Origin of the sequence: Janthinobacterium sp. NKUCC06_STL (assembly GCF_019345455.1) — a bacterium.
Taxonomy (GTDB): Bacteria; Pseudomonadota; Gammaproteobacteria; order Burkholderiales; family Burkholderiaceae_D; genus Janthinobacterium; species Janthinobacterium rivuli.
In genome coordinates this window covers 135,437-157,267 of the sequence record NZ_JAHKQY010000012.1, presented here as the reverse complement: position 1 = coordinate 157,267, position 21,831 = coordinate 135,437, and the positions used below count along the sequence as shown (strand labels likewise).

22 protein-coding genes are annotated in these 21,831 nt (G+C 66.0%); 9 read left to right on the top strand and 13 right to left on the bottom strand.

From position 1 onward, the window contains the following. The first annotated feature begins 130 nt into the window (after positions 1 to 130). The 5 genes from KO539_RS26795 to KO539_RS26775 all read left to right on the top strand — a co-directional run bounded on the left by KO539_RS26795 (position 131) and on the right by KO539_RS26775 (position 4,232). Positions 131 to 1,675 (top strand): TonB-dependent receptor, encoded by a 1,545-nt coding sequence (locus KO539_RS26795; RefSeq protein WP_219313111.1) that lies wholly within the window; start codon positions 131 to 133, stop codon positions 1,673 to 1,675. Positions 1,676 to 1,822: 147 nt separating this feature from the next. Further along, positions 1,823 to 2,494 (top strand): thiol:disulfide interchange protein DsbA/DsbL, encoded by a 672-nt coding sequence (locus KO539_RS26790; protein WP_166447600.1) that lies wholly within the window; start codon positions 1,823 to 1,825, stop codon positions 2,492 to 2,494. A 12-nt stretch (positions 2,495 to 2,506) separates the two neighbouring features. After that, the gene (locus KO539_RS26785; protein ID WP_099378912.1) at positions 2,507 to 2,731 is read left to right on the top strand and encodes a hypothetical protein; all 225 of its coding nucleotides are present in this window, start codon (positions 2,507 to 2,509) and stop codon (positions 2,729 to 2,731) included. Between the two features lie 80 nt (positions 2,732 to 2,811). Beyond that, on the top strand, positions 2,812 to 3,558 hold the full coding sequence (locus KO539_RS26780; protein ID WP_219313109.1) for an SDR family oxidoreductase: 747 nt from the start codon (positions 2,812 to 2,814) through the stop codon (positions 3,556 to 3,558). Positions 3,559 to 3,683: 125 nt separating this feature from the next. Beyond that, a complete protein-coding gene (locus KO539_RS26775; protein ID WP_099401101.1) occupies positions 3,684 to 4,232 on the top strand; it encodes an ester cyclase in 549 nt (182 codons plus the stop codon). A gap of 9 nt (positions 4,233 to 4,241) precedes the next feature. Here the strand turns inward: KO539_RS26775 and KO539_RS26770 are convergent, their stop codons facing one another. From KO539_RS26770 to KO539_RS26740, 7 genes are all read right to left on the bottom strand, one after another. Beyond that, positions 4,242 to 5,219 (bottom strand): LysR substrate-binding domain-containing protein, encoded by a 978-nt coding sequence (locus KO539_RS26770; RefSeq protein ID WP_374106495.1) that lies wholly within the window; start codon positions 5,217 to 5,219, stop codon positions 4,242 to 4,244. Continuing rightward, complete coding sequence (locus KO539_RS26765) at positions 5,150 to 6,049, bottom strand: efflux RND transporter periplasmic adaptor subunit (protein ID WP_099400981.1); 900 nt, start codon at positions 6,047 to 6,049, stop codon at positions 5,150 to 5,152. Before KO539_RS26765 ends, KO539_RS26770 begins: the two co-directional genes overlap by 70 nt. A 49-nt stretch (positions 6,050 to 6,098) precedes the next feature. Beyond that, entirely contained in the window at positions 6,099 to 6,299 is a 201-nt protein-coding gene (locus KO539_RS26760; RefSeq protein WP_034751763.1) for a DUF1656 domain-containing protein, read from the bottom strand. Next, positions 6,289 to 8,433 carry an FUSC family protein gene (locus tag KO539_RS26755; RefSeq protein WP_257626503.1) on the bottom strand — a complete coding sequence of 715 codons (2,145 nt, stop codon included), beginning with the start codon at positions 8,431 to 8,433 and terminating at the stop codon, positions 6,289 to 6,291. The genes KO539_RS26760 and KO539_RS26755 overlap by 11 nt, the downstream gene beginning before the upstream one ends. Before the next feature lie 10 nt (positions 8,434 to 8,443). Beyond that, positions 8,444 to 8,950: a MarR family winged helix-turn-helix transcriptional regulator gene (locus KO539_RS26750; protein WP_099400982.1), complete on the bottom strand. Its 507-nt coding sequence runs from the start codon at positions 8,948 to 8,950 to the stop codon at positions 8,444 to 8,446. A 73-nt stretch (positions 8,951 to 9,023) separates the two neighbouring features. Beyond that, positions 9,024 to 10,436, bottom strand: a complete 1,413-nt coding sequence (locus KO539_RS26745; RefSeq protein WP_219313107.1) for an efflux transporter outer membrane subunit — start codon at positions 10,434 to 10,436, stop codon at positions 9,024 to 9,026. A 143-nt stretch (positions 10,437 to 10,579) separates the two neighbouring features. Continuing rightward, on the bottom strand, positions 10,580 to 10,897 hold the full coding sequence (locus tag KO539_RS26740) for a DUF4148 domain-containing protein (protein ID WP_219313105.1): 318 nt from the start codon (positions 10,895 to 10,897) through the stop codon (positions 10,580 to 10,582). Between the two features lie 286 nt (positions 10,898 to 11,183). Between KO539_RS26740 and KO539_RS26735 the strand changes: the two genes are divergently transcribed. The 3 genes from KO539_RS26735 to KO539_RS26725 all read left to right on the top strand — a co-directional run bounded on the left by KO539_RS26735 (position 11,184) and on the right by KO539_RS26725 (position 12,479). Beyond that, positions 11,184 to 11,489 carry a hypothetical protein gene (locus KO539_RS26735; RefSeq protein WP_219313103.1) on the top strand — a complete coding sequence of 102 codons (306 nt, stop codon included), beginning with the start codon at positions 11,184 to 11,186 and terminating at the stop codon, positions 11,487 to 11,489. Positions 11,490 to 11,585: 96 nt separating this feature from the next. Further along, positions 11,586 to 11,903, top strand: a complete 318-nt coding sequence (locus KO539_RS26730) for a hypothetical protein (protein ID WP_219313101.1) — start codon at positions 11,586 to 11,588, stop codon at positions 11,901 to 11,903. Between the two features lie 99 nt (positions 11,904 to 12,002). Continuing rightward, complete coding sequence (locus tag KO539_RS26725; protein ID WP_219313099.1) at positions 12,003 to 12,479, top strand: DUF2244 domain-containing protein; 477 nt, start codon at positions 12,003 to 12,005, stop codon at positions 12,477 to 12,479. A gap of 5 nt (positions 12,480 to 12,484) precedes the next feature. Here KO539_RS26725 and mgrA read toward each other — a convergent pair whose 3' ends face one another. Then, on the bottom strand, positions 12,485 to 13,525 hold the full coding sequence (gene mgrA / locus KO539_RS26720; protein WP_219313097.1) for an L-glyceraldehyde 3-phosphate reductase: 1,041 nt from the start codon (positions 13,523 to 13,525) through the stop codon (positions 12,485 to 12,487). 121 nt (positions 13,526 to 13,646) lie between these two features. Between mgrA and KO539_RS26715 the strand changes: the two genes are divergently transcribed. Then, the gene (locus KO539_RS26715) at positions 13,647 to 15,245 is read left to right on the top strand and encodes a CYTH and CHAD domain-containing protein (protein ID WP_219313095.1); all 1,599 of its coding nucleotides are present in this window, start codon (positions 13,647 to 13,649) and stop codon (positions 15,243 to 15,245) included. Between the two features lie 6 nt (positions 15,246 to 15,251). Here the strand turns inward: KO539_RS26715 and KO539_RS26710 are convergent, their stop codons facing one another. From KO539_RS26710 to KO539_RS26690, 5 genes are all read right to left on the bottom strand, one after another. Beyond that, entirely contained in the window at positions 15,252 to 16,127 is an 876-nt protein-coding gene (locus KO539_RS26710) for a Kdo hydroxylase family protein (protein WP_219313093.1), read from the bottom strand. A 79-nt stretch (positions 16,128 to 16,206) separates the two neighbouring features. Further along, the gene (locus KO539_RS26705; protein ID WP_219313091.1) at positions 16,207 to 16,578 is read right to left on the bottom strand and encodes a lysozyme inhibitor LprI family protein; all 372 of its coding nucleotides are present in this window, start codon (positions 16,576 to 16,578) and stop codon (positions 16,207 to 16,209) included. Between the two features lie 85 nt (positions 16,579 to 16,663). After that, positions 16,664 to 19,636 (bottom strand): sensor histidine kinase, encoded by a 2,973-nt coding sequence (locus tag KO539_RS26700; protein WP_219313088.1) that lies wholly within the window; start codon positions 19,634 to 19,636, stop codon positions 16,664 to 16,666. A 128-nt stretch (positions 19,637 to 19,764) separates the two neighbouring features. Next, positions 19,765 to 20,343, bottom strand: a complete 579-nt coding sequence (locus KO539_RS26695; RefSeq protein ID WP_070224622.1) for a superoxide dismutase — start codon at positions 20,341 to 20,343, stop codon at positions 19,765 to 19,767. Positions 20,344 to 20,528: 185 nt separating this feature from the next. Continuing rightward, positions 20,529 to 21,548 carry a LacI family DNA-binding transcriptional regulator gene (locus KO539_RS26690; RefSeq protein WP_035825735.1) on the bottom strand — a complete coding sequence of 340 codons (1,020 nt, stop codon included), beginning with the start codon at positions 21,546 to 21,548 and terminating at the stop codon, positions 20,529 to 20,531. Positions 21,549 to 21,831 lie beyond the last annotated feature (283 nt).

The window sequence follows — 21,831 nt, the reverse complement described above, 5'->3', positions numbered from 1 at the left end:
TGGCATAAAGAAAGTACCACCGGGCTGGCGCTTGCGGCGCCGCCCGCCGTACGTATAATGATTCGCTTTTGCCATCCCTCCGTTCCGCCTGCGCGCAGCCGCGCCGCGGTGACGTCTCAAGCCTGCCGCCATGATGCCTGCCCCTCCCGTCCTGACCATCGCCACGCGCGCCTTGCTGCTGTGCGCCCTGGCCATGCCGGCGTGCGCGCAGCAAGGTGTGGCTGGCGTGGATGCTGGCGCGGCCGGCGTCACGCATGGCGACGTGTCCGCCGAACTGGGGCAGGGCGGCCAGCACAGCGTGCGCGGCGCCCTGTCGCGCGAGCAGGGCGGCATGACGCTCGATGCCGCCGTCGACGCTCTGCGCAACGGCAATTACCGCGATGGCAGCGTGTTTCACCAGCGCGGCTTCACCGGCGGCGCGGAATGGAAGGCGCGCCAGGGCCGCTTCGGCTTCAGCGCCGACCAGCTGAACCAGGACACCCGCTACCCGGCGCCCGAGGCGCCGTTCCTCGCCTTGCTGGCGGCCCGTCCCGAAGACCTGTACCGCTATGAGGTGCGGCGCGCCAGCGCTTTCGTGCAGCGTTATGTCGGCAAGTTCGAGCTGGGCGTGGAACTGTCGCAGCGGGAAAAACGCGCCACGGCCCACTATGCGGGCGAGGACGGCAGCAGCGAATCGACCTACAGCAGCCGTCGCCGGCAGCTGGCGCCGCGCCTGCGCCATTACGGCAAGGTGGGCGGCGTGGGCACGGATACGGAAGTGGGCCTGGACCTGATGCAGTGGCAGCGGCGCTCGGGCCGCGATGGCGATGCGCGCCGGCGCCAGACTTCGCGCGCGCTGCTGCTGCGCGAAGAGCTGGCATTCGGCGGCCCGTATGTGCCGCGCCTGCTGCTGGGGCTGCGGCATGAACAGTTCCAGCTCGATCCGGCCGACCTGCCCGCCGGCGGCAGCGACTGGGAAAACCAGAATGCCTGGGACGTGCAGGGCAGCCTGCAATTGCGTCCGCAACTGAGCGTGTACGCCAAGGCCGCGCGCAGCTACCGCATCGACGACGACGGCTATACCCGCGCCGGCTACCGCCCCCTGGCGGGCCAGCTGCGGCGCGACATGGAAGTGGGCGCCACCTTTGGCGACGCGGCGCGCAGCGCTTCCGTGCGCGTCTTCAGCGAGCGCCTGAGCAACCAGATCGTCTTCGACCAGAGCCTGGGCCAGCTGGGCTTTGCGGGCAACCTCGACCCTTCGCGCCGCGACGGCGTCGCCATCGAGGCCAGCATGGCGCTGGCGCGCGACTGGCGCCTCGACGGGCAACTGCGGCAAGTGCATGCGCGCTATGACGATTACGCCTACGACGGCCCGGATATCGCCCTCGTGCCCAAGACCCTGGCCAGCCTGCGCCTGTACTGGACGGGGCAGGGCGGCGCCAGTGCCGATGTGGGCGTGCAGTGGCTGCGCGCGCTGCGCTATGGTCCCGATTTCGCCGGCAGCTGCCTGGCGCAAGTGCCCGCGTTTGCCACCGTGGACGGGCGCTATGCGCGCAAGCTGGGCGCCTGGGAGCTGGAACTGGCCGGCAGCAACCTGGCCAACCGCCGCCATTACGGCGATGCGCCGGGCTGCCATTCCAGCATTTACCTCAACGATGCGCGCCAGCTGCGCGTGTCGGCGCGCTACCATTTTTGAGGTGCAGGCGCAGCGGGGCTTAAATGCGGCTTAAGCGGGCGCAAAGCGGGGCGATAAACACGGCTTTTTTCCGCCCGGGCCTCATCGCCCGGCGCAAAAAGTGGTAATCTCGCCCCGTTCACGACCACTTTATGATGAAGGATTATTATGCGTTTTCTGCGTTTCTTGCGTCCCCTGCTTGCCGCCGTCACCCTGGTGGCGGCCACAGGCGGCGCCATGGCGGCCGATACCGGCTTTACCACGCTCACGACGCCAGTGCGTACGGACACGGGCAAGAAGGTGGAAGTGGTCGAGTACTTCATGTATTCGTGCCCGCATTGCTACGCGCTCGATCCGCTGATGCACGACTGGGTCAAGAAGCAGGGCGACAAGATCGCCTTCCGCCGCGTCCACCTGGCTGCCACCGGCCCGAAAGACTCGCAGGCGCACGCCTATGCCACCCTGGAAGCGATGGGCCAGCTGGACCAGTTCCACGACAAGATCTTCCGCGCCATCCACGTCGAGCGCAACCGCCTGAACCGCGATGACGCCATCCTCGACCTGCTGGTCAAGAATGGCATCGACAAGGCGAAATACCTGGACATGTTCAATTCCTTCGGCGTGCAGACCAAGCTGAAACGCAACGAACAGCTGATCACCGCCAGCAAGATCGACAGCGCGCCGACCATCGTCATCGATGGCCGTTTCGTCACATCGCCGGCGCAGCTGTCGCGTCCGGGCCAGTCCGAGCCGCAAACCCAGACAGCGACCCTGCGCGTGATGGATGAACTGGTGGCGCGCGTGCTGAAAGAGCGCGCCCCGGCGCCGGCGAAGAAGTAAACGGAGAACGTCATGAAACAGCTGCCCTGGACCCTGTGCGCGCTGGCCTTCGCCCTCGTGGCGTGGCTGGCGATCGCCGTCGTCAGCGTGGAAAACCAGCGCAATGCGCTGGTCACCAAGGCGTGCGTGGACCCCGCGTTCAAGAACGAGGTCGACGCGAAATGCCTGGCGTCCGTGCGGTCGCGCGAACACTGGTGGCAGCATCTGACGTACGCCATGACGCACTTCCGAAACTGAAGGCGTCTGCATGAAAACCCGCCGCGCGCGGGTTTTTTTTCGTCCGCGTATGATGAAGCCACAACTATTCAGGAGGGACAATGAAGGAAGTGATCTTGATTACCGGTAGCAGCCGCGGCATCGGTGCGGCGACGGCGCAGCTGGCGGCGCGCCAGGGCTATGCCGTGTGCATTAACTATGTGCGCGATGCGCAGGCGGCCGAGGCGCTGTGTGCGGGCATCGTGGCTGACGGGGGCGAGGCCATCGCCGTGCAGGCAGACGTCAGCGACGAAGCGCACGTGGCGCGCCTGTTTGCGGAAATCGACGCGCGCCTGGGGACACTCACGGCGCTGGTCAACAATGTGGGCGTGCTGGAGCAGAAATGCCGGCTGACCGACATTTCCGCGCAGCGCCTGGAACGCGTGCTGCGCACCAACGTGATCAGTTATTTCCTGTGCTGCCAGCAGGCCGTGCGGCGCATGTCGACGGCCCATGGCGGGCAGGGCGGACGCATCGTGAACGTGTCGTCGGCGGCCGCGCGCATCGGCTCCCCGGACGAATACATCGATTACGCGGCGTCGAAAGGCGCCGTCGATACCCTGACCCTCGGTCTGGCGAAGGAAGTGGCGGCCGAAGGCATCCGCGTCAACGGCGTGCGGCCCGGCATCATCCATACGGAGATCCACGCTTCCGGCGGCGAGCCGGGACGGGTGGCGCGCCTGGCACCCGGCGTGCCGATGCAGCGCGGCGGCCAGCCGGAAGAAATCGCCGACGCCATTTTGTACCTGCTGGGACCGGGCGCCAGCTATGTGACGGGCAGCATTCTCGACGTGGCGGGCGGGCGCTGATTTTCAACTCATTTTCAAATTTGGCGAGCGACTGATTCAAGCGCGGGGCCAATTATCAAGCAGGGCAAGCGAGTCCAGAATGGCGGTGTGCCATGTGCACGCCGATCAACCAACCTGGATTCATCATGCCCGTATCTGCTTCCGCCTCTGTTTTTGCCCCCGTCCTCCTGGCCCTGTCGCTGCTGGGCGCCGCGCCAGCCCATGCCGCCATGGATTTGCCCATGCCGGCCCACCTGTCCGGCGCCACCGCCACGGATACAACGGCGCTGGCCGCGCGCCGCTACGCCGCGTTCTGGCAGAGCGGCGACCCGGCCCTGGCGCGGCTGGCGCTGGCCGACAATTTTATTGACCGCACCTTGCCCGCCGGCCGTCCGCAGGGACTGGCCGGCCCGCTGCAGGCCTCGCAAGTGTTCCATGCGGCCGTGCCGGATTTGAAAGTCGCCATCGAGGAGATGCTGGTGGCGGGCGACCGGGTCAGCCTGCGCCTGCATTTCACGGGCCATTTCACCGGCGTCTTCCCCACGCCGCAGGGCGAGCTGCAGGGCCAGGGGCAAGCCATCGATTTCCATGCGTTCGACCTGTACCGAGTGAACGCGCAGGGGCGCATCAGCGACAACTGGCACCTGGAAGATAATCTGACGCTGCTGCGCCAGCTGGGCGTGCTGGCGCAGTAAGGGCGGCCTTCAGACTTGCAGCGCGGCGAACTGCTGCAGCAGGAAGTCGGCCAGCAGGGTGATGCGCGGCGCCTGGAAGCGGCTGCGCCGGTACAGCAGGTTCAGGGGCACGCTATCGGCAAAGTAATCGTCGAGCACCGTCTGCAGGCGCCCCGCGCGCAGGTCGTCGCTGATGTCGAGCAGGGATTTGTAGGCATAGCCATGGCCGGCCACGGCCCAGCGGCGGATGATTTCACCGTCGTTGCTGTGCCATTCCCCTTGCAGGCGCAGGCCGTGGCGCTTGCCATTTTCGCGGTAGCGCCATTCCTGCGGCGCGCCGTCGCCGGCCATGAGCACCAGCGTCGGTAGCGACGCCAGGTCGCGCGGCGCGGCCGGCAAGCCGACCCTGGCGGCCAGCGCGGGCGCCACGCACACGACGCGCCTGCCCGGGTGCAGCAGGCGCGCCACCATGTCGCTGTCGGGCAGCTCGCCGTAGCGGATGGCCAGGTCGACGTCGTCCTGCACCAGGTCGGCCGTGGCGTCCGTCAGGGTCAGCGCATGGCGCACCTGCGGGTGCAGCGCGGCAAAGCGGTCGAGCATCGGCAGCAGCAACTGGCGGCCGATGTCGGACGGCGCCGAGATGCGCACCAGGCCGCGCACGGCGCCGTCGCCCGCATGCAAGCCGTCTTCGGCCTGCGCCAGCAAGTCCAGCGCCTGTTCGCTGTAGCGGCGGTAGTGCACACCTTCATCCGTCAGGCGCAGCTGGCGCGTGGTGCGTTCGAACAGGGTGGCGCCCAGCGCCGTTTCCAGGCGCGCGATGGCGGCGCTGGCGGCGGCCGGCGACAGGCCGTGCTTGCGGCCGGCCGCGGAAAAGCTGCCCAGCGCCGCGGCGTCGAGGAACAGGGCGATTTCCGCCAGGCGCCCGGCGCCGCCGCGGCTCATGCGGGGTGCGCGGTCGCTGCTGGCTTCGGCGCCGCTGCCGAATGCGGCGTGATCACCACGGTGCACGTGGTGCCGGCCACCAGCAATTGCCCCTTCGGCTGCTCGTCGATGTGGATGCGCACGGGCACGCGCTGCGCCAGACGCACCCAGTTGAAGGTGGGGTTGACGTCGGCCAGCAATTCGCGGCCCGTGGCGGCGTCGCGGTCCGTGATGCCGCGCGCGATGCTTTCGATGTGGCCATGCAGGGTGCCGCCGCTCATCAGGTTCATTTCCGCCTTGTCGTCCTGCGCCAGCATGCCCAGCTTGGTCTCTTCGAAGTAGCCGACCACGTAGTACGAGGCGCTGTCGATGACGGCCAGCTTGGCCGCGCCGACGGCGGCGAAATCGCCCTTGTGCACGTTCAGGTTCGTCACGTAGCCGCTGACGGGGGCGCGCACGGTGGTGCGCTCCAGGTTCAGTTGCGCCAGCGCGCGGGCGGCCACGGCGGCCTGCACTTGCGACGAGGCCGAGCTGGCGGCAAAGGCCGCGCTTTCGCGGCTTTCCGTCGAGATGATGCTGGCGTCCAGGCCTGCGCGGCGCTGCGCTTCCTTGCCGCGGCGACCCTGCTCCGTTTTTTGCGCGGCCAGCACGGCGTCGGCCTGCGCCAGTGCGCTCGCATAGCGTTCCTTGTCGACGACGAACAGGATATCTCCCTTCTGCACCACCTGATTGTCGCGCACCAGCACTTCCGTGACGGTGCCGGCCACGTCGGCGCTGATGTTGACGATGTCGGCCTTGATGCGGCCGTCGCGCGTCCACGGCGACTCCATGTAGCGATCCCAGACGGTCTTGCCTGTCCACAGGGCTGCGGCCAATAGCAGCACGGTGATTGCATAGCGGGTCAGTTTGCTTACCATGGTGGCAGCCTTTCCTTGATGGGGTTGAACAGTTTTTTTATTTGTCTAGCTATTTGTAAAGCGATAGCGCCAGCGCGCCGAAGATGGCGATGAAGATGCACAGCCGCGCCAGCGACGGATGCCACACCATGCGGTACACGCCCAGCCAGCCCAGCACGCGGTCAAGCAGGGTTTGCAGGGCTATGCTGAGGAGGAACAGGGGCAGCAGGGTAGGAATCAGAATTCCGAACAGGGCGAATTCACGCGGCATGGTGGTCTCCGGCGCCAGGCGCCATATGGTCGAGTAATGAGGTGTAGATCGAATGCAGGTCGGCCAGCGCCGTCTGCAGGCGCGCGCTGCGCTCGCCGGTCGCATCGGCTTCCGTCTGGGCCGCGCGCACGACGGCGCCCGCCTGCAGGGTGGCCGCCAGGGCCGCCTGCAGTGCGGGGTCGCTGCGCGTGCGCAGCCAGGCGGCGATGTGATCCACGCATTGCTGCAGCGCGTGGCGTGTGGCGCCTGGCCGGGCCGTGGCAATCAGTTCGCGCAATTCGATCACGGAGTGGCCGATTTCCAGCAGGGTCAGGGCCTGGCGCACGACGGCGCGCGTGGCTTCGCCCGGCGCCGGTCCGGCCGCCGCATTGAGCTGGCTGAGCAAGTCGCGCACGCGGTTGTCGAAGCGGTGTTTTACTCGGCGTGCGGGCGCCGTGCACGCATGCAGCGCTTCGCGCCACAGGGCACGGCCGATGTGGTCCTTGTGGCCCATCGTGTGCTCGGGCAGCAGCACGGCAAATACGAGGGCGGCCAGCATCAGTCCGACGATCAGTGCCATGCCCGTGTTCAAAAAGGCCGCGCCATCGACGTGCATCACATTCGTCGGCGCCATCTGCGTGATGAAGGTCGACACGCCCAGGCCCACGCCCAGCTTGGCCGGATTCGTCATCAGGTACAGGCCGACGGCCAGAAACGGCGCAAAACTGAGCACCAGCATGGGGAAGCCGTCGCCGTGCACCAGCACGAAATACACGCAGACGAGCGACAGCGGCATGGCGATGAGGAAGCCTGCCAGCACTTGCCGGATCATCAGGATGGGGCGCGGCGAGGAGGAGGCCAGCGCGCAGAACACGGCCGCCATCAGCATCGCCGTGCTGGCGTAGGGCCAGGCGAGGAAATAGGCGCCCAGCGCCAGCAGGGCCAGGCTGATGCCGGCGCGCGCGCCGCTGGCGAGCACCAGCGCGGGCGGCGTCTTCGGCGCATACGCCTGCGGCGTGCTCACGTCCAGCGGCGTGTCGTGCACGAGGCTGAAATACACTTCGTGAAAGCGGCTGATGTCGCGCGCGAAGCGTTCGAGCAGTTCGCACACGGTGTCGAAATCGATGCGCTGCGCATGCGCGATGGCCGCGCCGTCGATGTCCGCGCGGGCCTGGCCCAGCGCCGTTTGCAGATGCCGCTGCATGGTGTCGAGCGAGTCTTGCGACGGCGTCGTTTGCAGCGCTTCGGCGACGATGGCGTACAGGGGCGCGCAGGCCTGCATGACCTGGGTTTCGCCATCGCGCTGCAGCCGGTCGAACAGGCGGTGGAAGGTGTAGAAGGTGGTCAGCGCCGTCATGAAGGTGGCGTTGAAGGCGTGCAGCTTGCGGTTTTGCGCGCGCACGTGGCTCACTTTGCTGGTGACTTCGAACAGGGCGGCCGAGCGGCCCAGTTCCAGCGCCGCCACGTCGGCGGCAAACTGCAGATGCGTCAGTTCCACCTGCGCCGGCGTGAGCTTTTGCTGCAGCACGTCCTGGCAAAAGGTGAGGAATTTGCCGTAGCGCGCCTGCACCGTGCGCATCACCTGCGTGCCCTGGTGGCGTGGCAGCAGCACGCTGGAGACGGCGGCCGAGCAGATGATGCCCAGGCTCACTTCAGCCACGCGCGTGACGGCCAGCGAGAACACCTGCATCGGCTGCTCGATGGCGGGCAAGACGATCATGCAGGCCGTGTAGCCGGCCAGCACGTACACATACGACTGGGCGTTGCGGTGCAGGGCCGAGCCGCTCGTGCACAGGCCCACCCACAGGGCCAGGCCGGCGAACAGCAGCACGGGCTGCTGCGGGAACAGGCCGATCAGGGTCAGCGCGGCCGTGCATCCGAGCAGGGTGCCGCACAGGCGGTAAAAGCTTTTTTCCAGCACCATGCCGCTGCTGGGCAGGGCCAGGATGATGGTGGTGGTCATCGCCGTGCTGGGCGAATCGAGGCCCAGGCGGTAGGCCAGCCACAGGGCGCAGAATGCGGCGATGAGGGTCTTGCCGACGTAGATCCAGCGTTCGCCTTCCGTCGCGCGCCAGTCCTGCAGCGCCAGCGCCAGCCAGTGGGCCGCCCGGCTCAGGGGGCCGTGCGTAGATGTTGTTGCTGTGGCTGGCGTCATCGATAGGCTATCAGTTCTGGTTGTTGAGATTGTTCAAATTGCGCAGCTGGCGCATGTACAGCTTGTCGAGCACTTGCAGCTCTTCTTCCGTGAACCCTTCGTACAGGGCCGAGGTTTCCTGGTACACGTCGGGCAGCGCCGTTTCGATCAGCGCGCGGCCCTTGTCGGTCAGCGAAATCATCACCGAGCGGCGGTCGCCGGGGCGCGTGCCACGGTGGATCAGGCCGCGCGTTTCCAGGTCGTTGCACACGCGCGTCAGGTTGGCCGGCTTTTCATGGCAGGCCATGCCCAGGGTGCAGGCGTTCGAGGTTTCATCGTCCGTGCCGTACAGCACGGCCAGCACCATGTAGCTGGCATCGACCAGGTCGTGCTTTTTCAGCGCGGCGTTGGTCAGGTCCTTCATGCCTTTTTGAATGTGGTACGTCATGCGCAATAAACGCATCAGTTCCATGGGGAAGCCTGGCATGCGCGTGCGGATGTTTTGCAGCCGCTTGGAGGTGGCGTCAAAAGCGATCATGTCATATTCCTTCATGTGTGAATAAAGTTCCGATTGTATCTTGTTGGGCTAGGGCAATGCCAGGATTGCAAGCTCAGATGCCGCCTCCTAACGCATTCATCAAGGAAACGTACAGATCGAGCTCGCGCGCCCCATTCTGCGCCTGCTGCTGTTCTTCCGCCAGCAGCGCCACTTGCGTGTTGAGCATGGCGATGGCGTCGCTCATGCCCGCCTTGTAGGCCTTTTCTGCCAGGTCGCGCGCGCGCTGCGCCGTCGCCAGCGCCTGCACGGTCAGCTGGTGCTGCCTGGCCAGCGACTGCGCCTTGGTGACGGCATTGGCCACGTCCGACATGGCGTTGATGACGGTGGCGTTGTATTGCTCCACGGCGCCGTCGTACACGGCCGTCTGGCTGCCCAGCTGGGCGCGCAAACGGGCGCCGGCAAAGATGGGCAGGCTCAGCGCGGGCGAGACGCCGCGGATGTCCGAGTTGGCATCGAGAAAATGGCTGAAACCAAACGCCTGGAAGCCGGCGAACGCCACCAGGTTGACGTTCGGGTAGAACTCGGCCTTGGCCGCATCGATGCGCTGCGCCGCCGCTTCCACTCGCCAGCGCTGGGCGGCGATGTCGGGCCGGCGGCCGATCAGCTCGGCCGGCAGGGCGGTGGGGATGGCCAGCGGCTGGTCCAGGCGCAGCACGGGGCGCGTGAGCGCCGCACCGGCGGCCGGACCCTTGCCTGCCAGGGCCGCCAGCTGGTTGCGCAGCAGGGCTAGCGATTCGGCCGACTGTTCCAGCTGGCGCCGGCCGGCCGGCAAGGTGGTTTCGATTTGCGCCACGTCAATGTCCGTGCCGATGCCGGCCGCCTTGCGCTGGCGCGTGATGTCGAGGATGCGGGCGCGCTGCGCCAGGCTGCGTTCGATCACATCCTGCAGCTGGAATTCATACGACAGCTGGATGTAGGTGCGCACCAGCGCCGTTTCCAGCGCCAGGCGGGCCATCTGCGATTCGGCCGACGCCATTTGCACGTCGCCCAGGGCGGCGGACAGGGCGGCGCGGTTGCGGCCCCACAGGTCCAGGTCGTACGAGGCCGTGACGGTGGCCTGGTTGCGCCACGCGTAATTGCCGGCCAGCGGCGCCGGCGTGCTGCCGTGCTGGGAATACAGTTCGCGGTTGATGGAAACACTCGCGTCCGCTTGTGGACGGGTCTTGTCTTCCGCCGCGCCGGCCAGCGCCTCGGCCTGGCGCACGCGCGCCTGGGCGCCGCGCAGGGTGGGGCTGTCGGCCAGGGCCTGGTCCATCAAATGGTTCAATTGGGGGTCATGCAAGTCTTGCCACCATTGCGTGCGCGGCCATTCGATGGCAGCGCTGGCGGCGGCATCCATGGCCTGGCTCGCTTGCAGTTTGTTGGCGTCGAGCATGGCCGATTGCGGCGCGATATGGCCCATGTCGGCGCAAGCGCTCAAGGCAAGGATCAGGCTGGCGGCAAGCAAGCGGCGGTGCAGGGACATGCAGGAACTCCGGAAGGTGGTGTTGGGGCGATGCTGACAGCTCGCCGCGGTGAGCGCCGGGAGTGGCCCGGTCGGGGTAGGCCCGGGTGCTGCGCCGCAACTGAGGTGTACTACTGTGTGACTGAAACCGGCTAACTGGTTTTTTATTGCACGACCTGCTTGATCGTATGCGCGATATCAAAGTCCGCTTCCGTTTGCGGGATCAGGCCTGCCTTGCGGGCGGCGTAGAACTCGGCCATGACTTGCTCGCGCGTCACCTGGCTGGTGGCGGTGGCCGGCGTTTTCGGGTAGTCGACTTCGCTGGTGGCGATTTCGCCGGCGTTGCGGGCGCGGATGTATTCGGCCGTGACTTGCTCGCGCGTCAGTTGCTTGTCCGTGGCGGCAGGTGCGGCGCTTTGGGCCAAAGCCGAAGTGGCGGTGGTGATGGCAAACAATGCTGCGATGAGTGATTTGGCTTGCATGATAAGACTCCAAAATGTGCATGATGGCTGGGTGGATGGGCCGGATCGCCACGTACCGGTCGGTTCGTCGGCATGGCGCTGGTGGGCGCCGTGCCGGCGATGAAGCAGTTTCTGGATGAGAAGATGCTTACTTGAATTAACTATAGCAATGAATAGTACATTTGTGAAGTAATTTATGAAAATAGTTGTGCGCCGCCGCATTTGCCCCTTGGAAAATGCGGTGCAGGCGTGCGCCGCTGGCCGGGCCAGGGGAGTAAGCTGGTTTTTTGTTCAACGGGAGTCAACCATGAGCGGCAGCACACTCGATCCGGACAATTTGCCCGTCATCCCCGACCGCGTCCTGGGCAGCGGCCATGGCAAGGGCGCGCTCGGCCCCAGCGACAGTTCCGACAGCGGCAGCGACATGCAGGGCGTGCCGGGTCAGGATGCGGAAGAGCTCGACAACGACAGCGATGCGGCCGGCACCGGTGAGCGGGCCGGCGTGGAGCCGCGCAATACGGCGCCCGATGGCGGCGACATCGACGTCGACCATGTAGAAAACATGGCGCCCGTGCGGCCGGCGGAGGATGGTGGTGGCGAATCGCCCCCATGAATTACCGCCTCTCCTGCGGCATCAGCGTAAAATGCGGGCAAGGCGGCGTGCGCGCCGCCATGGCCAGCCGGCCGGCACAGGATAGGATGTCAGAGGATGCAAACGCAGATGTCGGAAGAGAAAGAAAAAGACTTGATGTCGATGTACCGCGAGACGCGGCCGCGCGAGTTTTTTGGCGAAAAAAGTAACACCAATCACCTGGCCTGGAGTTTGCTGGTGATCTTGCTGGCGCTGGGATTCTGGCTCGTCGTGGCCCTGGCAGCGGCGGAAAACCAGCGCCATGCGCTGGAAACGAAGGCATGCCAGGATCATGTGTTTCCTGCGGAGATCGACACGTCTTGCCTGAAACAGGTCAAGTCGCGCGATCACTGGTGGCAGCACGTGGGCCACGCGCTGGTGCGCATGGGCGCCTGAGCCTGGCGCAAGCTGGCTGAACGGTCTGGCTGACCCTGCGGCGGCAAGTGCCGCTGCGGTGATTGTGATGGGTGATAAAGCGATAGTGCGGGAGACGCCATGCCACGCGATCACTCGCGCGAGCAGCCGCAATGGCTGCTGGCGCGCCACAGTGCCTTGACGGCGCGCCAGTTGCTGCGCGCCTACGGCTTGCTCTGCCTGTTTTCCCTCGTCATTGCCGCCGCCTTTGCACTGCGCGGTCTCTGGTACATCCCCGTTTTTTCGTTCGCCGAATTGATCCTGGTGGCCGCCGCCCTGCTGCATTACCTGCGCCACGCGCGCGACTATGACCACATCGCCCTGCGCGACGGCGAGCTGATCATCGAACAGGTCAGCGCCGGGCGCCGCCGGTGCCACCACTTTGCGCCGTGGTGCACGCGCATTGCCGTGCCGCAAGGGCCGCGCCAATTGATACACATCAACGATATGCGTGATGCTACCCGGCATGTGGCGGTGGGCGTCTTTGCCACGCCGGAACGGCGCCGGCAGGTGGCGCAGGAACTGCTGGCCCTGCTGCCACCGCCCCTGTCGCCATAATCGCCTTACACGGCCCGCGACGGACCTTCCCACAGATTAATATGGCCTTCGCGCGCCTGCACGTCGATGGCGGCCAGCTCGTCGGCCGTGAACGACAATTGCTGCAACGCGGCCACGTTTTCGCGGATTTGCGCGCTGCTGCTCGCGCCGATCAGGGTCGAGGTGACGCGGGGATCGCGCAACACCCAGGCCAGCGCCATCTGCGCCAGGGTTTGCCCCCGCTGCGCGGCGATCTGGTTCAGCGCGCGCACGCGGGCCAGGTTTTCCGCGCTCAGGTGCTGTTGCGTCAGCGAAGCGCCGCCGGGCCGGTTGACGCGGGCATCCTGCGGCACGCCATCGAGATACTTGTCGCTCAGCAGCCCCTGCGCCAGCGCCGTGAACGTGATGCAGCCCATGCCTTCTTGCTGCAGGGTATCGAGCAAGCCATCTTCCTCGATCCAGCGGTTGAGCATGTTGTAGGCCGGCTGGTGGATCAAACACGGCACTTTCCATTCCTTCAGCAGGGCAGCGGCCTCGGCCGTCTTTTGCGGCGAGTACGAGGACAGGCCCACGTACAGCGCCTTGCCCTGCTGCACGGCGGTAGCCAGCGCGCCCATGGTTTCTTCCAGCGGCGTGTCGGCGTCGTAGCGGTGCGAGTAAAAGATGTCGACATAATCGAGGCCCAGGCGCCGCAAGCTCTGGTCCAGGCTGGCCAACACGTATTTGCGCGAACCGCCGCCCTGGCCGTACGGGCCCGGCCACATGTCCCAGCCCGCCTTGGTGGAAATGATCAGTTCATCGCGGTAGGGCAGAAAATCGTCGCGCAGCAGCTTGCCGAAATTGCTTTCCGCACTGCCATACGGCGGGCCGTAGTTATTCGCCAGGTCGAAATGCGTGATGCCGAGGTCAAACGCCGTGCGCAGCATGTCGCGCTGGGAAGCCAGATTGTTGCTGTCGCCAAAGTTGTGCCACAGTCCCAGGGACAGCAGCGGCAGTTTCAACCCGCTGCGCCCGCAGGTACGGTATTGCATGCTGTCGTAGCGGTTCTCGGCGGCGTGGTAGGTCATGGCATCTCCTGGTTGAATGAAGCGCTTATTTTCGCGCAAAATCAAGGTCGGTGTGCGTGCTCCTTGCGAGCGGCCGGACGCGCCTTACAATGGGCGTTCAGGAGTCTCGCAAGGAGCGGTCATGGAAATCGAATTGAAGTTGTTGCTGGCACCGCAAGACGTGCCCCGTTTGCGCGCGCACCCGCTGCTGGCGCAGTATGCGCAATATGCGCAAGGTGAGCCGCAGCTGCTGCGGATGCACGATATCTATGTCGATACGCCCGATTTGCAGCTGTGCCGCCACCAGGCGGGCTTGCGCGTGCGCCAGGTGGACGGGCGCTGGGTGCAAACGCTGAAGGCGGGCGGTACCGTCAGCGGCGGCTTGCACAGCCGCCACGAATGGGAAGGCGAAGTTCCCGGGCCGCAGCCGGACCTCGCCGCGCTCGATGCGGCCATCGGCCGCAAGCAGCCCATCCGCGCGCTGCTGCGCCAGGACGCCATCCGCGACGCCTTGCGGCCCGTGTTTACCACGCGCATGGAGCGCACCGTATGGCAGTTGCGTACGCCGCAGGGCGACGAGATCGAATGCGTGCTGGACCAGGGTGTCATTGAAAGCGGCGCGGACGGGGCCGATAGCGTCGTCCGCACTGTGCCCGTCAGCGAGATCGAGCTGGAATTGAAGCAGGGGCAGGCGGCCAGCCTGTTCGACGTGGCGCTGGCCCTGCTGCAAGATGTGCCGCTGCAGCTGGGCCATATGAGCAAGGCGGAGCGCGGCTACCGTCTCGCGGCGTCACAGCCGCTGCAGGCGGTCAAGGCGCAGCCTTTGGCGCTCGACGCGGCGATGTCCGTGGAGCAGGTATTCCTGGCCATCGCCGGCAATTGCCTGGAGCAAGTCAGCGGCAACCAGGATGGCGTGGCGGGGGGCGAGGACGTGGAAAGCGTGCACCAGATGCGCGTGGGCCTGCGCCGTTTGCGCTCGGCGCTGGGCATGTTCAAGTCCCTGGTGGCGCTGCCGGACGCCTTGAAGGGAGAACTCGAGTGGCTGGGCGGTGCGCTGGGCGAGGCGCGCGACTGGGATGTGTTGGCAGGCAATACCCTGGCGCAACTCGACGGCGAGGCGCAGGCGGATGCGGCGGCGCTGGCCGAGGCGGCGCACGCGCAGGCGCGGCTCAAGCACGAGCAAGCGGCCCAGGCCGTCACCTCGGCGCGCTACACGGCCTGCATGCTGGGCTTGCAACGCTGGCTGCAGGCGCGCGCCTGGCGCGACAATTGCTCCGCGCGCCAATTGCGGCGCCTGGACGCGCGCGTTTCACCGTTTGCCCGCGCCACGCTGCGCAAGGACCAGCGCCGCCTGATGAAGCGCGGCAAGGGCTTGCTGCACGCCACGCCGCCGCAGCGCCACCGGGTGCGCATCGCGGCCAAAAAGACGCGCTACGCGACGGAATTTTTTGCCTCGCTGTTTGCGGGCCGGGCCGTGAAACCGTATGTGGGACGCTTGTCGGCCCTGCAGGATGAACTGGGCTGGCTCAACGATGTGCAGGTGGCCGACCGGCTGCTGCAGCAATTGCCCGAAGTTCAGGCTGACCAGGCTGGCCAGCTTGATCAGTCGACCCAGGACGGGCTGCGGTTGCACGCGGCCTTCGTGCGCGGCTATCTGGCGGCGCGCGCGCAGGCGCAGGGCAGCGATGGCCGCATGCACAAGGCCTGGCGGCGCTTCAAGGCGGCACGTTTGCCGGCCTGAACCTGGCTAAGCCAGCGGACGTTGCAACTGGCGCTCGAGGATGGCCAGCGGCGACTTGTGCGGGGCGGCCATGGCGTGCACGGGCAGCAGCCAGGTTTGCTCCAGCGCATGCTGTCCCCGCAGGGCCGCGTGCGATACGGCGTCGCTGAAGACGATCCACGTCTGGCCCGGCGCGAATGCATGGGTGTGCTGTTCCACCTGCGCCTGGTAACCGAGGTCGGCCTTCATGGCGTCGTGCAACTGCAGCATGTAGTGATCGTAGGCCGTGCGCCGCGACTTGGTGATGTGCAGCCATTGCAGCAGGGCTGCCAGCACCGGTTGCGGACGCTTCACGACGGGCAAGAAATGCTGCGCCACCTGCTCGAATGGCGCGCCCAGTTTCCACACGCGGGGCGTGTCGCGCGGATGAATGTTGGTGAAGACGCGCAGGATGCGCCGGCCCTGCGTGGGCGAGGAGGGAAAACTGTCGACGTGCAGGCGCGTATCGTCCTTGCGCCAGGAACTCACGCGACCGGCGATTTCCACGGGACGAAAGCTGCCCTTGCCTTGCTGCAGATGGGGAACATAGCCAGGCAGCAAGCCGCCCAGCAGGCGCTGCGTGTGCCGCGCATAGCGCTGCATCAGCGCGGCCAGCAGGACCGCATCGCAGGCGTCGCCGTGGCCGCGCACGCCGCGCGCCGCTTCCCAGCTGATGTTCTTGGCGCTGCTGGCGCTACCCGCCGCGCCGTTCAGCAGGGCATGCTCTTCCTGTCGCAGCGAGAAGCCCAGGCGGGGCAACAGCAGCACTTGCCCATCTTCGAGTGCCTGCTGCGCCGTCGCCTGTTGCGCGGCGCTGCCGCTGGCGTCCCACTGGTTCAGGGAAATATCGATGAGTTTGCTCATGGCACAAACGGGAAAGACATCGGAGCGGCCAGTATGGGCGCTTGCCGCCCGCTCCCGTTTGCGCTGGCGCAGGTTCAGTTCACAGTTTGCTGTTCTGGCAGCCGGCGCTGGTGCATTCGCGCACGCGGTCTTGCAGGAATTGCGCGCGTTCGATGGTGGTCTGGGTGGCGCAATCGAGGTTCACATAAAAGCCCGACGATTCGCGTTTGGAGCAATTCTGGTTGCGGTTGCTTATCCACGCCAGCTGGCCCGCTTTCAGCTTTTGCTTGCCGCTGGCATCGAGCTGGGAGCTAAGTTTCTTGTAGTTGGCGTTGAGTTCCTTGTCCGCTTCCTGGTACACCTTGTTGAGGCAATACAGGCCGTCGAAGTCGTTGCGCGGCGTGTCGCAAGCCGAGTTGGCGAAGGCGGAACCGGAGGCGCAGAGCAATAGGGCGAGCAGGCATTTTTTCATGATGTACTTTCAGACAGAGTGGTGGCGGGATTGGCGCGCAAGGCTGCGCCCTTGCGCATCCTACAACACTTCCCTGCTAGCGACGTCAATAGGCCAGGCGGCCCGGCACGCTCACTTCGATCTGCGTGCCGGCGCCGGGCCGGCTGTCGATGCGCAGGCTGGCCGCGATGCCGGCGGCGCGCTCGCGCATGCCGACCAGGCCCCAGTGGCCGGGCCGCTGGCCCGTTTGCGCCACGGCGTCGTCGAGGCCGCAGCCGTCGTCGCGCACGCGCAAGGTGAAGGCCTGTTCCGCATAGTCGAGTTCCAGCACGATGTTGGCCGCCTCGGCATAGCGCGAAGCGTTGAACAGCGCTTCGCGCGCGATCGCATAAACCTCGTCATGCACGCGCGGTTGCAGGCGCCGGCAGGTGCCGCTGACATGCACGGTGAACGCATGCGCGCGGTGCTCGGCCAGGCCCTTGCCGAATTGCTGCAGCGCCAGGCGCAGTTCATCCGGTTCGGCCGAGGCGCGCAAGTCCATGATCTGGTCGCGGCCTTCGATCAGCAACTGGTCCGCCAGGTTGAGCGTGCCGTCGAGACGCGCCCGTTCGCGCGTGCCCTTGGGCAGCATGTCCGCATGCGCATGGAACGACAGGATCAAGCCTTGCACGCTTTGCAGCAGGGTGTCGTGCAGCGAGCGGGCGATGCGCGAACGTTCGGCCAGGCGCTCCTGCAAGCGTTCCTGCAGCCGTTCCTGCATATTGCGCGTCAGGTGGCGGATGCGCAGCACATAGCCGCCATACAGCAGCAGCGCGGCGCCCAGCGCCAGCAGCACGACGAACCACGGCGTTTGCACGAAGGCGGGCGCGATGACGATGTCTAGCCCAGCCCCCTGCGTGTTCCACACGCCGTCTTCGTTGGCGGCCGTGACCTCGAAGCGGTAACTGCCGGGCGCGAGGTTGGTGTAGTAGGCTTCGCGGCGTCCCACCGCCTCCTGCCAGCCCGCGTCCACGCCCGCCAGCCGGTAGCGCAGGCGCACGCGTTCCGGCATCGACAGGCTCAGGGCCGTGAAACCGATCTGCAGGGACTTGCTGCCCTGCGGCAGGTGCAGCGGCTTGCCATTATCCAGCGCGTAGCGCGCGCCATCGGCCAGCAAGCTGTGGATCTGCACGGGCGGCGCCAGGGCGTTGCGGCGGATGTGCAGCGGGTCGAGCATGCCGATGGTGGCCGAGGTGGAGAACCACAGCTTGCCATCGGGTGCATGGATCAGCGACGGCACGGGGCGCAGCTGCGAGGCATGGCCCTGCAAGCCGTCGAGCGCGTCGAAGCGTTCCGGGTCGACGGCGCTGCCGTCGCGCATCCACGCGGCCAGGCTGGCGGCGCCGATATGGGCTATGCCGTCCGCGCCATGCAGCCACAGGTCGCCGTCCGGCAGCCGCACGATGCCCGACACGCCGCGAAACGCTGCGCCGTGCGCGCCGCGCAAGGTGTGGAAGCGGCCGGCGCGGTACAGCGCCACGCCGTTTTCGCCGCCGGCCCACATCGCCTCGCCATCGCGGTACAGCTGCAGCACGGTGCCTACTTGCAGGCCCTCGGGCGCGCCAAGCCGCCTGACGGCGCCTGCGCGCTGCCCCTCGGCCACCAGGCTGATGGTATTGTCGGCATGGCCCAGCCAGACGGTGCCGGCGCCATCGATCGCCATGGCCGTCGTCAGCACCGCGGGCAGGCCGGACAGGCCGCCGTTGGCGATCCATTTTCCGTCGTTCAGGCGAAACAGGCCACCGCCGGAAAATGAGGCCCACAGTGCGCCCGAGCGATCCTGCTGCAGCGCTTGCGGATCGAGCCCTTGCACGGGCGTCATCACGCGCGTCATGACGCCATTGCGCGCGCGATGGTGGAGTTCCTGCTCGTTGCCCAGCCATAGTGTGCCGTCGGGCGCCCAGTGGCTGGCCGCCAGCGCCCCCTTCAGTATCACTTTTTTCATCCCGTCGGACGTAAAGCTGCGCACGTCGCTCACGTAATCGCCGATCCACACGTCGCCATCGGGCCCCGGCAGCATGCCTGGATGGTCGAAGGGCACGGCAACGCTCAGGGTTGTCAGGCGGTTCGGCCGCAGCCGGTCCAGGCCCGTCGAGGTGCCGAACCACAGATTGCCTTCGCGGTCCTGGAACGAGGTTTGCGGCAGCGGGCCGCTGATGCCGTTCTGGCGCGTCAGGCGCTGGGACGGCAGGCTGGGGCCGGAAGGGTCGAACTTGCGTTCGATGCCATCGGGCTGCATCAGCCACATGGTGCCGGCGCGGTCGAAGCGGATGCTGTTGCCCCTGGCGTCGGGCCGGATGGGCGCATCGCCGCGCGGCGCGCTGGTGCGCACGCGATAGTAATTGCTTTGCGCGTCGACGGCCCAGATGGCGCCATCGGGCGCTTCATCCATGCCGGTGAGGATGGTGCGCGGCCAGGCATGGGAAAAGCGCGTCTCGCCCGGCCTGCGGAAATAGGCGCCGTGCATGGTGCCCATCCACTGCGTGCCATCGCGCGCGAACAGGATCTGGTAGACGCGCTTGTCGGGCAGGCCGACGTTGGCCGCCTGCGCAACGAAGCGGTCCGCGCCGGGCGCCAGGCGCGCCGCGCCATCGCGCGTGCCGACCCAGATGGCGCCGTCGGGCGCTGCCTCGATATGGAACACGGCGCCCGGCGGCAAGCCGTCCGCCTCGCGGTAGGTGCGCGCGCCATCCTTGCGAAAGACGCTGACGCCGCCGAGGCGGTAGCCGACCCACACGGCGCCATCGGCCGGCGTGGCCAGGCCCAGCACATTGCTCGACGGCAGGCGGTGGCCGTACACGCTGTCGACCCTGTCGAAGCGCACGCCATCGTAGCGATACAAGCCGGTGGCCGTGGCGATCCACAGCCAGCCATCCTTGCCCTGGGCGAATTTCAACACATCGACGGGCGCGCCTTGCAGGGCGCCCCAGGCGTTGTGCGTGTAGTCGGACAGCAGGGGCGATGGGGCGGCCGCGCACGCGTGCAGCTGGCACGCCAGCAGGGGCAAGATCAACAGGCGGCGCAGCAGGCGAGCGGACATCGGGGCAGGGGAGATAGCGGTGGCGGGGCAGTGATTGTAGCGCAGCGCCGTGCCTTTCAGCAGGCGAAAAAAAACCTGCGCGGGGTGGCGCAGGCTTCTTTTCGCCCTACGTTGACAGGAACTGGCGCTTACGCGAAGTTCTTGGCAACGAAGTCCCAGTTGACCAGGCCCCAGAACGTTTCCACGTACTTGGCACGCAGGTTGCGGTAGTCGATGTAGTAGGCGTGCTCCCAGACGTCGCAGGTCAGCAGCGGCTTGTCGCCGGTGGTCAGCGGGCAGCCGGCGTTCGAGGTGTTGACGATGTCGACGGAGCCGTCGGCTTTTTGCACCAGCCAGGTCCAGCCCGAACCGAAGTTGCCCACGCACGACTTGGTGAATTCTTCCTTGAACTTGTCGAACGACGACCATTTCGCGTTGATCGCGTCAGCCACGGCACCGGTAGGCGCGCCGCCGCCGGCCGGCTTCATGCCGTTCCAGTAGAAGGTGTGGTTCCATACTTGCGCCGCATTGTTGAAGATGCCGCCCGACGATTTCTTGATGATTTCTTCCAGCGACAGGTTCTCGAACTCGGTACCCTTGATCAGGTTGTTCAAGTTGGTGACATACGCCTGGTGATGCTTGGCATAGTGGTATTCCAGGGTTTCTTTCGAAATATGCGGCGCCAGAGCGTCCATTTCATACGGCAGTGGTGGCAGAGTATGTTCCATGTGATGTCCCTTTATGGTGAGTGTTCGGAGTCTTCCAGCCTGTGGCCGGAGGGTTGAGCCTTGCGTGCTTGAACCAAGCATTCTTGCTGAACGAGCCACTATTGTAAAGCGGATGCGCCATTGCTGCAGATTCCCGCACGCGTTGCGGATGCCGTTGGCGTAGTGATTCTCGTTCAGCACCAGGCCTAGCGAATACGCCGCGTGGTTTCCCGCACGATCAGCTCCAGGGGCGGTATTGCCGCCTGCACGGCTTCGCCATTGATCAGCCCCAGCAGCGCTTGCGTGGCGATGCGGCCGATGTCGTACAGGGGCTGGTGGATGGTCGTCAGCGGCGGCGTCGTGTAGGACGAGCCGGGCAAGTCATCGAAGCCGACGAGCGAGATATCGTCGGGCACGCGGATGCCCTTGCGGTACAGGCACAGGCGCACGCCGTAGGCGGACAGGTCATTGGCGGCGAAGACGGCGCTGAATTGCTGCTGCGTATCGAACAAATGGTTCATGGCCAGCATCCCGCTTGCCTCATGGAAATCGCCTTCCACCATCAGCTTCGGATCGATGGCGATGTCCGCTTCGCGCAGCGCGCGCTGGTAGCCCGTCAGGCGCTCGGCCGCATCCGTATTGTTGGCGGGGCCGGCCACGAACGCGATGCGTCGGTGGCCCAGTTCCACCAGGTGGCGCACGGCCAGGTAGGCGCCGTATTCGTTGTCGAGCTTGAAGCCGATGGCGCTTTTCGTGGCCAGCAGGCGGCCCGTCGAGACGATGGGGCGCTGCTGCGAGAAATCGAGCACGCTCTCGTCCGAGATGCGCCCCGACAGCAGGATGATGCCGTCGACCTTTCTTGCCAGCAGCAAACGGATGCGGTCGGCCTCTTCCTGCGCATTCCAGTGCCCGCTGACGATGACGGAGGCATAGCCCGTGTCCTTCAATCCATCGTCCACGCCGCGCAGGCTTTCGTCGAAGAAGGGGCTGGAAATATCCTGCACCACGATGCCGATGGTCATCGAGCGGCCCTTTTTCAGACCCTGCGCCATCTGGTTCGGCGCGAATTTCATGTGCGCAATGGCCGCCAGCACGGCATCGCGCTTGTCGTCGGACACTTTGGCCGTGCCATTGAGGATGCGCGAGACGGTGCTGGGCGACACGCCGGCCTGGCGGGCCACGTCGAGCAGGGTGGAAGGGGGAGCAGCGTGGGCGCTATCGTTCAAGGTGATTCCTGGGTATCAAAATGGCTGGTTGTCAGTGCTCTGAAAACCTTTTCATCGAAAGATTACCATAAATGCCGAAAGGGCCGTGGGACGGTGCTTGAAAACGTTTTCACAAAAAACAACAGCAAGCCCGGCAGCCTGTATTTTCGCGTTTTTCATAGGAGAACACGCGCCCCAGCATGTATCTCGCCACGCTGCCCTCAATAAAAATGACAACTTTTTCGGTTGACTTGATTTTCTTTGCGGTGTTAAATGGATATATGTTGTGAAAACGTTTTCAAGA

What these genes read in the sequence shown, in the direction of transcription:
- KO539_RS26795 (WP_219313111.1), top strand. Translation starts at nt 131, where the DNA reads ATGATGCCTGCCCCTCCCGTCCTGACCATCGCCACGCGCGCCTTGCTG.
- KO539_RS26790 (WP_166447600.1), top strand. Translation starts at nt 1,823, where the DNA reads ATGCGTTTTCTGCGTTTCTTGCGTCCCCTGCTTGCCGCCGTCACCCTG.
- KO539_RS26785 (WP_099378912.1), top strand. Translation starts at nt 2,507, where the DNA reads ATGAAACAGCTGCCCTGGACCCTGTGCGCGCTGGCCTTCGCCCTCGTG.
- KO539_RS26780 (WP_219313109.1), top strand. Translation starts at nt 2,812, where the DNA reads ATGAAGGAAGTGATCTTGATTACCGGTAGCAGCCGCGGCATCGGTGCG.
- KO539_RS26775 (WP_099401101.1), top strand. Translation starts at nt 3,684, where the DNA reads ATGCCCGTATCTGCTTCCGCCTCTGTTTTTGCCCCCGTCCTCCTGGCC.
- KO539_RS26765 (WP_099400981.1), bottom strand. Translation starts at nt 6,049, where the DNA reads ATGGTAAGCAAACTGACCCGCTATGCAATCACCGTGCTGCTATTGGCC.
- KO539_RS26760 (WP_034751763.1), bottom strand. Translation starts at nt 6,299, where the DNA reads ATGCCGCGTGAATTCGCCCTGTTCGGAATTCTGATTCCTACCCTGCTG.
- KO539_RS26755 (WP_257626503.1), bottom strand. Translation starts at nt 8,433, where the DNA reads ATGACGCCAGCCACAGCAACAACATCTACGCACGGCCCCCTGAGCCGG.
- KO539_RS26750 (WP_099400982.1), bottom strand. Translation starts at nt 8,950, where the DNA reads ATGATCGCTTTTGACGCCACCTCCAAGCGGCTGCAAAACATCCGCACG.
- KO539_RS26745 (WP_219313107.1), bottom strand. Translation starts at nt 10,436, where the DNA reads ATGTCCCTGCACCGCCGCTTGCTTGCCGCCAGCCTGATCCTTGCCTTG.
- KO539_RS26740 (WP_219313105.1), bottom strand. Translation starts at nt 10,897, where the DNA reads ATGCAAGCCAAATCACTCATCGCAGCATTGTTTGCCATCACCACCGCC.
- KO539_RS26735 (WP_219313103.1), top strand. Translation starts at nt 11,184, where the DNA reads ATGAGCGGCAGCACACTCGATCCGGACAATTTGCCCGTCATCCCCGAC.
- KO539_RS26730 (WP_219313101.1), top strand. Translation starts at nt 11,586, where the DNA reads ATGCAAACGCAGATGTCGGAAGAGAAAGAAAAAGACTTGATGTCGATG.
- KO539_RS26725 (WP_219313099.1), top strand. Translation starts at nt 12,003, where the DNA reads ATGCCACGCGATCACTCGCGCGAGCAGCCGCAATGGCTGCTGGCGCGC.
- mgrA (WP_219313097.1), bottom strand. Translation starts at nt 13,525, where the DNA reads ATGACCTACCACGCCGCCGAGAACCGCTACGACAGCATGCAATACCGT.
- KO539_RS26715 (WP_219313095.1), top strand. Translation starts at nt 13,647, where the DNA reads ATGGAAATCGAATTGAAGTTGTTGCTGGCACCGCAAGACGTGCCCCGT.
- KO539_RS26710 (WP_219313093.1), bottom strand. Translation starts at nt 16,127, where the DNA reads ATGAGCAAACTCATCGATATTTCCCTGAACCAGTGGGACGCCAGCGGC.
- KO539_RS26705 (WP_219313091.1), bottom strand. Translation starts at nt 16,578, where the DNA reads ATGAAAAAATGCCTGCTCGCCCTATTGCTCTGCGCCTCCGGTTCCGCC.
- KO539_RS26700 (WP_219313088.1), bottom strand. Translation starts at nt 19,636, where the DNA reads ATGTCCGCTCGCCTGCTGCGCCGCCTGTTGATCTTGCCCCTGCTGGCG.
- KO539_RS26695 (WP_070224622.1), bottom strand. Translation starts at nt 20,343, where the DNA reads ATGGAACATACTCTGCCACCACTGCCGTATGAAATGGACGCTCTGGCG.